Genomic DNA, 12188 nt, shown 5'->3' on the forward strand with positions numbered 1-12188 from the left:
GCTATCAGTAGATCACTTTGTGACCATAGCTTTCAAGAATGCCTTTTACGCGCTCCATAATCTCCGCGGTAGGGGGCTTGACCCCGTCCAGTTTGTATTCTTCGCCCATGGCAATCCATTTGTGCTTACCGAGCTCATGGTAAGGCAACAATTCGATTTTCTCGATATTGGTCATGTTCTGAGTGAATTCACCCAGCATATGCGCGGATTTGTCATCATCTGACCAACCTGGCACAACCACATAACGGATCCAGGTTTTTTGATTGCGTTTTGCCAGGTAACGAGCAAATTCCAAGGTTCGGTGATTGGATACGCCGACCAGATTCTGATGCACGCTGTCATCCATCTGTTTTAAATCCAGCATCACTAAATCGGTAGCATCCAGTAATTCATCAATCACCGGATCATAACGGCGCACAAAACCATTGGTATCCAGACAAGTATGAATACCTTCTTCGTGACAGGCACGGAACCAATCACGGACAAACTCAGCCTGTAAGATGGCTTCGCCACCGGAAGCAGTAATACCGCCACCAGAAGCATTCATAAAATGACGATAGGTAACGGCTTCTTTGACCAATTCTTCAACGGTAACTTCCTTACCGCCATGGGTGTCCCAGGTATCACGGTTATGGCAATACAGGCAGCGCATGAGGCAACCCTGGAAGAATACGATAAATCGAATACCAGGGCCGTCAACGGTACCACAGGATTCAAATGAGTGAATGCGGCCAAGTACGGACATTGCAGGTTACTCCAATACTGGATAAATAAAGGCCCCACGAAGGTGGAGCCTTTTAGTCTAATCTATTTTAGTTAGAACTTATATTGACTGTGTAAATGTACGTGTAATCACATCCTGCTGCTGTTCTTTAGTCAGCGAGTTGAAACGAACAGCGTAGCCTGATACACGGATGGTCAATTGCGGATATTTTTCCGGATTTTCCATCGCATCTAACAGCATTTCGCGGTTCATTACGTTCACGTTCAGGTGTTGACCACCTTCGATGGACGCCTCGTGATGGAAGTAACCATCCATCAGACCTGCCAAGTTAGCTTTACGAACTTCGTCGTCTTTACCCAGCGCGTTTGGCACGATAGAGAAGGTGTAAGAAATACCATCTTTCGCATAAGCAAACGGCAGTTTAGCAACAGAAGTCAGAGAGGCAACAGCACCTTTCTGGTCACGACCGTGCATTGGGTTAGCACCTGGACCGAATGGAGCACCTGCGCGGCGGCCATCTGGGGTGTTACCGGTTTTCTTACCATAAACCACGTTAGAGGTGATGGTCAGCACAGACTGAGTTGCGACTGCACCACGGTAAGTACGCAGCTTCTGAATTTTCTTCATGAAGCGCTCAACCAGGTCACAAGCGATGTCATCAACGCGTGAGTCGTTGTTACCAAACTGTGGGTATTCGCCTTCGATATTGAAGTCGATAGCCAAGCCATCAGCATCACGAATGGTGCTTACTTTGGCATATTTGATAGCAGACAGGGAGTCAGCAGCAACAGACAGACCTGCGATACCACACGCCATAGTACGGTAAACATCACGGTCATGCAGCGCCATCAGTGCAGCTTCGTAGCTGTATTTGTCATGCATGTAATGGATGATGTTCAGCGCAGTAACGTATTGTTTAGCCAGCCAATCCATAAAGTGATCCATGCGTTCCATGACTTTGTCATAGTCCAGCACTTCATCCATCATTGGCGCTTCTTTCGGGCCAACCTGGATCTTCATTTTTTCATCAACGCCGCCGTTAATTGCATACAACATGGTTTTCGCCAGGTTGGCACGCGCGCCGAAGAACTGCATTTGTTTACCGACAATCATCGGGCTAACACAACATGCGATGGCATAGTCATCGTTGTTGAAGTCAGGACGCATCAGGTCATCGTTTTCATACTGTACAGATGAAGTATCGATAGACACTTTAGCTGCATATTTTTTGAAGTTCAGTGGCAGTTTTTCAGACCACAGAATGGTCATGTTCGGCTCTGGAGACGGCCCCATGGTGTACAGGGTGTTCAAGAAACGGAAGCTGGTTTTGGTCACCAGAGTACGGCCATCAACGCCCATACCTGCCAGCGACTCAGTTGCCCAGATTGGGTCACCAGAGAACAGCTCATCATACTCAGGGGTACGCAGGAAGCGAACCATACGCAGTTTCATGACCAAATGGTCAATCAGTTCCTGCGCTTCGATTTCGGTCAGTTTACCTTCTTTCATATCACGTTCGATATAAACGTCGAGGAAGGTAGAAACACGACCGAAGGACATTGCAGCGCCGTTCTGAGATTTAACCGCAGCCAGATAGCCGAAGTAAGTCCACTGTACTGCTTCTTTTGCGTTAGTTGCTGGACCCGAAATATCACAGCCATATTTGGCCGCCATTTCTTTGATTTGACCCAAAGCGCGATGCTGCTCAGCAATTTCTTCGCGCAGCTGAATGGTCATTTCCAGGTCTTTACCGTTTTCCAGGTCATCCTGCAAAGAGTTGAACTGAGCCAGTTTGTCTTTCATCAGGAAGTCGATACCGTAAACGGCTACGCGACGATAGTCACCGATGATACGGCCGCGACCATAAGCATCAGGCAAACCAGTCAGTACACCAGATTTACGGCAGTTCAGGATGTCTTTGGTGTAAACGTCAAACACACCTTGGTTATGTGTTTTACGGTATTCGGTGAAAACTTTTTTCAGTTGCGGGTCAAGTTCACGACCGTAAACTTTGCAAGAGCCTTCTACCATTTTGATGCCGCCGAATGGGATCAGGGCACGTTTCAATGGTTTTTCAGTCTGCAAACCAACGATGGTTTCCAGATTTTTGTTAATGTAGCCAGCATCGTGTGAAATGATGGTCGCTGCTACGTCGGTATCGAAATCAACTGGCGCATGAGTGCGGTTTTCCAGTTTGATACCTTCCATAACTTGCGCCCACAACTTGTCGGTCGCTTCGGTAGAGCCGGCAAGGAAGGACTCATCGCCTTCATAAGGGGTGTAGTTTTTCTGGATGAAGTCACGAACATTGACTTCTTTTTGCCAGTCACCTTGTGTAAAACCTTGCCATGCTTTGGCCAATTTTTCATTAAGTTCGGTCATAATGCATCTACCTTTTAATGTGAATTTCTTCGAAAACCGTGTGCGGCCACACTTAGTGTTGCTGGTCACCGCGCAGATAAATTACCCAGTAAGTCAAACCTACCAATAATCCGCCACCGATGATGTTGCCGATAGTGACTGGGATCAGGTTATTAATAATAAAGTTACTTACGGTTAAGTTAGCAAATTGCTCAGGTGCTGCTCCTATGGATTGCCAGAACTCAGGCGAAGCAAAGTTTTTAATCACAATACCCATAGGAATCATAAACATATTTGCGATGCTATGCTCAAAGCCACTGGCAACAAACATGCCCACCGGTAAAATCATCGCAAACATTTTGTCCATTATGGTACGGCCGGAGTAGCTCATCCAAACCGCCAGACAGACCATTAAGTTGGCCAAGATACCCAAACATACTGCTTCAACAAAAGTATGGTGCAATTTGTGTTCGGCTGTTTGTAAAACATTCAAGCCCCATTGACCATTTGCCACAGTATATTGGCCGGCGAACCAAATAAGGCACACGAAGAATAACGCGCCACACAGGTTCCCAATATAGACATTAACCCAGTTGCATCCCAGTTGACGCCAGGTAATACGGCCACTGGCTTTGGCCACCGTAGTCAGAACAGTAGAAGTGAAAAGATCACCACCACATACCACCACTAACATTAGCCCCAGGGAGAAACAAATACCACCTACTAACTTAGCAAAGCCAAAAGGCACGCCAGCAGTACCAGTAGTCGCTGTAATATAAAAAACAAACGCAATTGAAATAAACACACCAGCAGTAATCGCTAAATAAAAAGTTTTTAGCGGATGCTTGGTGGCTTTATAGACACCGGCATCTTCGGCTACTTTAGCCATTGCCGCAGGTAATAATGCATCGAAGGGGTTGTCAGCTTTCACACTAACTCTCTCTTAAGGGTTAATAAAGCACTACGAGATACTAGCAAAGCAGTATAGCGTGAAAATTGATGTGGATCATATCGTGAGAGTTTAGTTCGCTTTAAAACACTACTAAATGTGTGCCTAATGAGGTTAACTTTCTGATTTTTAAAATAAAAAAATATTTTAAGATTTACAAAAAATTTTGATTGCACTGTTTTAAAGCCGTTGAGAACGTTAACCAAAAGCAGCATTTGTAGCTATTTTAATTCACCGTCATCATTAAAAATTAACTATTTATTTACCTATTTGTCTTCTTTCTATGATTGGCAAATAATGTTTGTTTAAAGGTGCTGTTCTTACTCTAAGCGGCGTCAGAAAATAACGTTTTTTTATGGCAAAAACAATTGTTGGTTGGTGTTACTGGTATCTATATTTGGGTTAGGAATAATTGCAGAGATTAATAGCCGAAAATTTTGCGATAAAAAAGCGGCAAAATGCCGCTTGAGGTTAATGACAAAGTTGCTGATAGTTCAGTGAGTGAAGGGTTTACCGCACCTAGGGCCACTCCAGCGACTTACGTCGCTACGACCTCAACGGCGCGATTCCCCTTCAATTGACTTTGTCAGCTTTGATAGACAATTAGCTGAAATCTATAGGTCCGTGGAAGTTACTCGCTTTTCGTCCAATAACGGCGTTTCGCCGCCTGTAATTTAGCGTAAGCACCTAGCAGCGCTTGGTGTGCTGGCAGGGCTTTGAGATCTTCATCCACACTGAACAGGCCATTGAAGCGCTTTTCACCGGCGATGGCTGCGGATGCAGTCTCTACAGCTTCCTGGCCATACATCTTCACGAATGCATTGTAATATTGCGCAGGGTCGCGATCTGGCTCTTGGGTCAACAGCAACAGAGTTTGTAGGCAACGATAGTCGTTCGCCTGTTTTGGGGTGAAGACTGAAGAATTAAAATCTTGCGTCCATTCCACCCAAATCAGCGCTTGCTCCAAATCACCGCCAGCCAGCGCCAGCATAGATTTCAACTCACCCACCCGCAGTGTGTACCAGCCGTTATCTTTACCGGAGGCTATGCCCAGCAGCTCGCGGACGCGGGCGAAATCATCCAACCCTTCATCATCCAGGGTATGAATGAGTTCCAGATACTGATCTGGTTGCCAATCCGTGTCCGGCAGCGCCAGCAAGGTATCACGCAGGTGCACGCCCATGGTGTTGTTCGCCATCAGCAAATCTTCAGCAGGATAAATATCTGACCAACCTGGCACGATAATCCGGCAAGCGTAGACACTTAAATGCTCATAATCAGCAATATACACTTCAGCGTCTTCTTGCTTGAAGATAGCCATTAAGGTGGCAAACTCTTCTTCAGTGGTGCCTTTAAAGCGCCAATCCACGAAGGGATAATCAGCCTCTTGTTTAAACATATCCCAGCTGATTAAACCGCTTGAATCGATAAAGTGTGTTTCCAAATTGGTATGTTCGGCTACTTCTTCATCATCAAAGGTAGGTGCGGTGAATACATCTAAGTCTTTGAGACTACGGCCTTGCAACAGCTCAGTGACGGTACGCTCAAGGGCCACACCGAAGTCTGGGTGTGCGCCGAATGAAGCAAAACATGTTCCGTTTGACGGGTTAAACAACACCACACAAATTACCGGGTATTTGCCGCCTAAAGAGGCATCGTAAGACAGGATCGGGAAACCTTCCTCTTCCAGTTTTGCGATAGCTTCTACCACGCCGGGATAGCGGTTTAATACCTCGGCTGGGATTTCCGGCAAGCTGATCGATTCCGCGATGATACGATTTTTCACTGAGCGTTCAAACACTTCGGATAATGCCTGTACGCGAGCTTCATTGGCGGTATTACCGGCTGACATGCCGTTTGAAACATACAGATTGCCGATAATATTCATTGGAATATAGACGGTTTCTAAATCTGACTGTCGGGTGAATGGCAGAGAACAAATACCGCGCGCCGCGTTCCCCGACTGCAAATCCACCAGATCACTGGCGACCAGCTCATTTTCCGGATCGTAAAACGCCAGCAAGCGCTCATCCAGAATACCTTCCGGCAACAAATCATCTTCAGGAATTGGGAACCATTTCTCATTTGGATAGTGAACGAAATCACCCTCAGCAATGGCTTTGCCCAGATAGAAGTCGGCAAAGAAATAGTTAGTGGATAAACGTTCGAAATATTCACCCAGGGCTGATGCCAGAGCGGCTTTCTTGCTGGCGCCTTTGCCGTTGGTGAAGCATAGCGGGCAGTCACGATCGCGGATATGTACCGACCAAACGTGAGGAACTGGGTTCAGCCAGGAGGCTTCTTCAATATTAAAACCGAGGTCGCTCAGTTTTTGCTGAAAGCGGGAGATGGAGTCTTCCAGCGCGGCATCTTTACCGGGAATAAAGGTTTGGGTCATTGTCTTCACTTTTTGGCGGTACTAAAAACGCGCAATCATACGGGCTTTTAGTTAATAGCTCCATGTATTCCTAAAGCACAGCAAATGTCACAGTTTTCGTATGGATATTCCGGATAATTCACTAGCTTATAAATAATGGAGTCATAATATGAAATCTATAAAGCTAACTGTCTTAGCCGGAATCTTAGCAGGGATCAGCGGTTCAGCCTTTGCTCTGCCCAATATTACCTTATTGGCGACCGGGGGAACTATCGCCGGTGGCGGTGATTCAGCCACTAAATCTAACTACACAGCGGGCAAACTAGGGGTTGATGCTCTGGTTAACGCCGTGCCAGAAATGAAAAAACTCGCCAATATTCAGGGTGAGCAAGTGGTCAATATCGGTTCTCAGGATATGAATGATGAAGTTTGGGTGAAATTGGCGAAAAAAATTAATGCTGATTGTGCCAAAACCGACGGATTCGTCATCACTCATGGGACTGATACATTGGAGGAAACCGCCTATTTCCTCGATTTAACTGTCAATTGTGATAAGCCTGTGGTGATGGTTGGTGCAATGCGCCCTGCCACGGCTCTGGGTGCTGATGGCCCACTGAATCTCTACAATGCCGTAGTGGTTGCCAGTGATCCTAATTCTGCTAAACGCGGCGTGCTGGTGGCGATGAATGATACGGTGCTAACCGGCCGTGATGTCATGAAAACTAACACCACTTCGGTGCAAACTTTCCAGTCACCTAACACTGGCCCACTAGGCTATATCTATGATGGTAAAGTGAATTATCTTCATCAACCTGCACCACGCCAGCCAGCCTTTGATATCAGTAAGCTAAATGAGTTGCCGAAAGTGGGCATTATTTATAACTATGCCAATGCCTCTGACTTACCCGCTAAGGCATTGATTGAAGATGGTTATAAGGGAATTGTCAGCGCCGGTGTGGGTAACGGTAACTTGTACAAAACAGTATTCGATACACTGGCAACAGCGGCACATAATGGCGTCGCAGTAGTGCGTTCATCCCGCGTACCCACTGGCTCAACGACCGAAGATGCTGAAGTTGATGATACCCAATATGGCTTTGTTGCTTCTGGCTCACTTAATCCACAAAAAGCACGGGTACTGCTGCAATTGGCATTAACCCAAACGCAAAAACCACAAGAAATTCAAAAGTTGTTCCACGCGTATTGATAGATTCAATCTTTGACGGAGGCTTCGGCCTCCGTATCTATTTATTACCTGTAATCTGAAATAAAAATGCTAACTCCATCAACCCGCTACCTTTAATGGGAGTACGGCAATGCTTTGTTTCTCTTAGATGGCAGGATAACAATAAATGAAAACTTTCGATTTCAACCGGATGGCACTGGATAAATTCCCTATCGAATTTTTAGCTGAGGTGGGTATCCGGTGTTTATTCACCTTTGTATTGGTCTTTTTATTTCTCAAACTGAGTGGTCGCCGTGGTGTGCGGCAGATGTCGCTATTTGAAGTGGTTATCATTCTGACTCTTGGCTCAGCCGCCGGTGATGTCACTTTTTATGAAGATGTGCCGGTGCTACCGGTGATCATGGTATTTGTCAGTATTATGTTTTTGTATCGCTTATCCACTTTTCTAATGTCGCGCAGCGAAAAAATCCAGCAATGGATGGAAGGGAAGCCACTCATCATTATCAGTGATGGAATATTCGTTTGGGAAACCATGCAACAGGAAAATATTACGCACGACGAGTTTTTTATGGAATTGCGTCAGCAAGGTGTCGAACATCTTGGTCAAGTGCGGCTGGCTATTCTGGAGGTCAATGGCGCTATTAGTGTCTTTTTCTTTAGCAAAGATAAGGTTAAGCCCGGCCTGCCTGTACTCCCTAAATGTTGTATTAAACCCTTAGTTAATATAGAAAAACCGGGTGAGTACGCCTGTAGTCAATGTAGCCTGATTATTACGTTATCCAATAATTCCAGTGCGACTTGTCAACGCTGTGGTCACCACCACTGGGTCGAGGCATTGCGTCTTCAACGGGAAAAATAAGTTATCTATCATGCAACAAGGTCATAATTGCACTGCTTTTGGTGAATAACTTCAAATTAATGGCAGCTTAGCGCACAGACTGCTGTTGTAGCGGTCAAGTGTTTCTCCCTTGCCGGCGAATAACCGTTGCAGCAGGCGGAGTCGAATGATAAAACCGAGTGAGGATTTATAACGATGGCAATCTCAGTTGAGTGTGGTGAGGGGAAATGACACAGGTTTATAATTTTAGCGCAGGGCCTGCAATGCTGCCGGTCGAAGTTTTACGTCGTGCGGAACAGGAATTACGTAACTGGCATGGTCTGGGTACGTCGGTCATGGAGATCAGCCATCGCAGTAAAGAATTTATGCAGGTAGCTGAAGAGGCAGAAAAAGATCTGCGCGATCTGATGCAGATCCCCGCCAATTATAAAGTGTTATTTTGCCATGGCGGAGCACGCGCGCAGTTTGCCGCAGTTCCACTGAACTTGCTGGGTGACAGCCGCAGCGCTGATTACATCGACGGGGGCTATTGGGCACACAGTGCGGTCAAAGAAGCTCAGAAATATTGCACGCCGAATGTGATTGATGTGACGACGCATGATAACGGCGTGACAGGCATTGCTCCGATGAAACAATGGAAATTGAGTGATAATGCCGCCTATGTGCATTATTGCCCGAATGAAACCATTGACGGACTGGCTATCAACGAAGCACCTGACTTTGGTAACAAAGTTGTGGTTGCCGATTACTCCTCATCCATTCTCTCTCGCCCGATTGATGTCAGCCGTTATGGTGTCATTTATGCCGGTGCCCAAAAGAATATCGGCCCAGCCGGTCTGACAGTGGTTATCGTGCGTGAAGACTTGCTTGGTAAAGCGCGCACTGAGCTGCCATCTATCCTTGATTATAAGGTTTTGGCAGAAAACGACTCTATGTTCAACACGCCGCCGACTTTCGCCTGGTATCTGTCCGGCTTGGTATTTAAATGGCTGAAAGAGCAGGGCGGTTTAGGCGAAATGGAGAAACGTAATCAGGCGAAAGCTGAATTGCTGTATGGCGCCATAGACCGCACTGATTTCTATCGCAATCAGGTCGCGACCGCGAATCGTTCCTGGATGAATGTACCGTTCCAAATGATTGATCCTTCACTGGACAAATTGTTCTTGAGTGAAGCAGAGGCCCAAGGTCTGCAAGCCTTAAAAGGCCACCGTGTTGCCGGGGGAATGCGTGCCTCTATCTATAACGCGATGCCAATTGAAGGCGTAAAAGCATTAACCGATTTTATGGCTGACTTTGAGCGTCGCCACGGTTGATTGCTCTGAGTAGATATCTATCTGTTCAGCTTTATTTATCATAATGATTTAAATGTATTTATTTGGAATAACAACAGCCCCGTCCTGTGCGGGGCTGTTGCTCATAAAAGACTGGAGAGTGCTTTTCCCATGCTGGAATCCCTGACTTTACACCCCATTGCCCTGATTAATGGCACCGTTAATTTACCCGGTTCTAAAAGTGTTTCTAACCGTGCACTTCTTCTGGCAGCGCTGGCCGAGGGGACAACTCAGCTGAATAACTTGTTAGACAGTGATGACATTCGCCATATGCTCAATGCTCTACAGGCATTGGGGGTGAAATATCGCCTGTCTGCTGATCGTACCCGCTGTGAGGTTGATGGATTGGGCGGTAAGTTGGTTGCTGAACAGCCATTAGAATTGTTTTTGGGTAATGCAGGCACGGCCATGCGCCCATTGGCTGCGGCACTGTGCCTGGGGAAAAATGACATTGTATTGACCGGCGAACCACGCATGAAAGAACGGCCAATTGGTCATTTGGTTGATGCATTGCGCCAGGGCGGAGCACAGATTGATTATCTGGAGCAAGAAAACTATCCGCCGTTGCGCATAAACGGGGGCTTTCGCGGCGGTAAACTAACCGTAGATGGCAGTGTTTCCAGCCAATTCCTCACGGCACTTTTGATGACTGCTCCCTTAGCTGAACAAGATACTGAAATTCAGATCCAAGGGGAGTTGGTGTCTAAGCCTTATATCGACATTACGTTGCATCTGATGAAAGCCTTCGGTGTGGATGTCGTTCATGAAAATTATCAGATTTTTCATATTAAAGGCGGGCAGATTTACCGCTCACCAGGTACCTATCTGGTTGAAGGTGATGCATCTTCTGCATCTTATTTCCTCGCCGCTGCTGCTATCAAAGGTGGAACAGTACGCGTAACGGGTATCGGCAAAAAAAGTGTGCAAGGTGATACCAAATTTGCTGATGTACTGGAGAAAATGGGCGCTAAAATCAGTTGGGGTGATGATTATATCGAGTGCAGCCGTGGTGAATTACAGGGTATCGATTTGGATATGAATCATATTCCTGATGCTGCGATGACCATTGCAACTACCGCCCTGTTTGCCGACGGCCCGACGGTTATTCGTAATATCTATAACTGGCGAGTGAAGGAAACCGACCGCTTATCTGCGATGGCAACAGAGTTGAGAAAAGTGGGCGCGGAAGTGGAAGAGGGGCAAGACTACATTCGGGTAGTGCCGCCTGCGCAGCTAATCGCAGCCGAAATAGAGACTTATAATGACCACCGTATGGCAATGTGTTTCTCGCTGGTGGCTTTATCTGACACGCCGGTCACTATCCTTGATCCCAAATGTACCGCGAAAACATTCCCTGACTACTTTGAACAACTGGCCCGATTGAGCCGGATGGCTTAATCAGCCGCTTAAGATGGGTGTCGCTCGGCACCCCTTTCTTATGGGGCATATCGGTTAGAAAATAAATATTTCCTGTCTATCTTTCCCATCTCTTCTACACTTCTGCTACCGCCGATGGTTTTATTTTCAGCAACTAAACACCGCAGGGTAACAGTTCACTCCGATGCAGCGTATAATACGGCTCCTGTGTTTGCCCTGCTGGGTGGACAAGAGGTTTTGCCTACCGAAAGGAGAGAGAAATGACGGCGTCAGCCCCGGTGATAACCGTTGATGGACCAAGTGGTGCAGGTAAAGGTACGCTTTGCAAAGCATTGGCTGAATCGTTGGACTGGCGTTTGCTGGATTCTGGTGCGATTTACCGTGTTTTAGCTTTGGCTGCGCTGCATCATCAAGTTGATATCAGCACCGAAGAGGCATTAGTTCCACTTGCCGCACATCTCGATGTTCGTTTTGTTTCACAGAATGGGCAGTTAAAAGTGATTTTAGAAGGTGAGGACGTCAGTAATGAGATCCGCACCGAAACGGTGGGGAATACGGCATCTCAGGCGGCAGCGTTTCCTCGGGTGCGTGAAGCACTTTTGCGCCGCCAGCGCGCTTTCCGTGAACCGCCCGGTCTGATTGCTGATGGTCGTGATATGGGAACCGTAGTGTTTCCAGACGCGCCGGTGAAAATATTTCTTGATGCAAGTTCGCAAGAACGTGCACACAGACGTATGCTACAGTTGCAGGAAAAGGGGTTTAATGTTAACTTTGAACGTCTTTTGTCCGAGATACAGGAGCGAGATGATCGCGATCGTAATCGGGCTATTGCACCTTTAGTCCCTGCTACAGATGCGTTGGTACTGGATTCAACCAGTATGTCCATCGAGCAGGTGATCGAACAGGCGCTGGCTTATGCCCAACGAATTCTGGCATTGCCGTTAAAAAAATAACGACAATGCGGTCAGTTCTGAGCTCTCAACGATTTATTTTTTAAATAAAATTATTTTTGATGAGCACTTTAACCTTGCTGCAAGGATGTGTG

At 46.7% G+C, this 12188-nt stretch carries 9 protein-coding genes; 5 read left to right on the forward strand and 4 right to left on the reverse strand.

Annotated elements, in window-relative coordinates; translation table 11 throughout:
* Window positions 1-4: 4 nt before the first annotated feature.
* From pflA to ycaO, 4 genes are all read right to left on the reverse strand, one after another.
* The gene (gene pflA, locus ACF3VQ_RS07770; RefSeq protein WP_392434465.1) at window positions 5-745 is read right to left on the reverse strand and encodes a pyruvate formate lyase 1-activating protein; all 741 of its coding nucleotides are present in this window, start codon (window positions 743-745) and stop codon (window positions 5-7) included.
* A 78-nt stretch (window positions 746-823) separates the two neighbouring features.
* Window positions 824-3106 (reverse strand): formate C-acetyltransferase, encoded by a 2283-nt coding sequence (pflB, locus tag ACF3VQ_RS07775; RefSeq protein WP_392434466.1) that lies wholly within the window; start codon window positions 3104-3106, stop codon window positions 824-826.
* 52 nt (window positions 3107-3158) lie between these two features.
* Complete coding sequence (gene focA / locus ACF3VQ_RS07780) at window positions 3159-4016, reverse strand: formate transporter FocA (protein WP_392434467.1); 858 nt, start codon at window positions 4014-4016, stop codon at window positions 3159-3161.
* 649 nt (window positions 4017-4665) lie between these two features.
* Entirely contained in the window at window positions 4666-6432 is a 1767-nt protein-coding gene (ycaO, locus tag ACF3VQ_RS07785) for a 30S ribosomal protein S12 methylthiotransferase accessory factor YcaO (protein ID WP_392434468.1), read from the reverse strand.
* 148 nt (window positions 6433-6580) lie between these two features.
* Between ycaO and ansB the strand changes: the two genes are divergently transcribed.
* The 5 genes from ansB to cmk all read left to right on the forward strand — a co-directional run bounded on the left by ansB (window position 6581) and on the right by cmk (window position 12096).
* A complete protein-coding gene (gene ansB / locus ACF3VQ_RS07790) occupies window positions 6581-7618 on the forward strand; it encodes an L-asparaginase 2 (RefSeq protein ID WP_392434470.1) in 1038 nt (345 codons plus the stop codon).
* A 145-nt stretch (window positions 7619-7763) separates the two neighbouring features.
* Window positions 7764-8456, forward strand: a complete 693-nt coding sequence (locus tag ACF3VQ_RS07795) for a DUF421 domain-containing protein (protein ID WP_392434473.1) — start codon at window positions 7764-7766, stop codon at window positions 8454-8456.
* A 206-nt stretch (window positions 8457-8662) separates the two neighbouring features.
* Window positions 8663-9748: a 3-phosphoserine/phosphohydroxythreonine transaminase gene (gene serC, locus ACF3VQ_RS07800; protein ID WP_392434476.1), complete on the forward strand. Its 1086-nt coding sequence runs from the start codon at window positions 8663-8665 to the stop codon at window positions 9746-9748.
* 129 nt (window positions 9749-9877) lie between these two features.
* On the forward strand, window positions 9878-11164 hold the full coding sequence (gene aroA, locus ACF3VQ_RS07805) for a 3-phosphoshikimate 1-carboxyvinyltransferase (protein ID WP_392434478.1): 1287 nt from the start codon (window positions 9878-9880) through the stop codon (window positions 11162-11164).
* 239 nt (window positions 11165-11403) lie between these two features.
* On the forward strand, window positions 11404-12096 hold the full coding sequence (gene cmk, locus ACF3VQ_RS07810; RefSeq protein WP_005159905.1) for a (d)CMP kinase: 693 nt from the start codon (window positions 11404-11406) through the stop codon (window positions 12094-12096).
* Window positions 12097-12188: the final 92 nt, after the last annotated feature.

The sequence above is a fragment of the Yersinia fenwicki genome, assembly GCF_043099325.1.
GTDB lineage: Bacteria > Pseudomonadota > Gammaproteobacteria > Enterobacterales > Enterobacteriaceae > Yersinia.

What these genes read in the sequence shown, in the direction of transcription:
- aroA (WP_392434478.1), top strand. Translation starts at nt 9,878, where the DNA reads ATGCTGGAATCCCTGACTTTACACCCCATTGCCCTGATTAATGGCACC.
- ycaO (WP_392434468.1), bottom strand. Translation starts at nt 6,432, where the DNA reads ATGACCCAAACCTTTATTCCCGGTAAAGATGCCGCGCTGGAAGACTCC.
- ACF3VQ_RS07795 (WP_392434473.1), top strand. Translation starts at nt 7,764, where the DNA reads ATGAAAACTTTCGATTTCAACCGGATGGCACTGGATAAATTCCCTATC.
- cmk (WP_005159905.1), top strand. Translation starts at nt 11,404, where the DNA reads ATGACGGCGTCAGCCCCGGTGATAACCGTTGATGGACCAAGTGGTGCA.
- serC (WP_392434476.1), top strand. Translation starts at nt 8,663, where the DNA reads ATGACACAGGTTTATAATTTTAGCGCAGGGCCTGCAATGCTGCCGGTC.
- pflB (WP_392434466.1), bottom strand. Translation starts at nt 3,106, where the DNA reads ATGACCGAACTTAATGAAAAATTGGCCAAAGCATGGCAAGGTTTTACA.
- pflA (WP_392434465.1), bottom strand. Translation starts at nt 745, where the DNA reads ATGTCCGTACTTGGCCGCATTCACTCATTTGAATCCTGTGGTACCGTT.
- ansB (WP_392434470.1), top strand. Translation starts at nt 6,581, where the DNA reads ATGAAATCTATAAAGCTAACTGTCTTAGCCGGAATCTTAGCAGGGATC.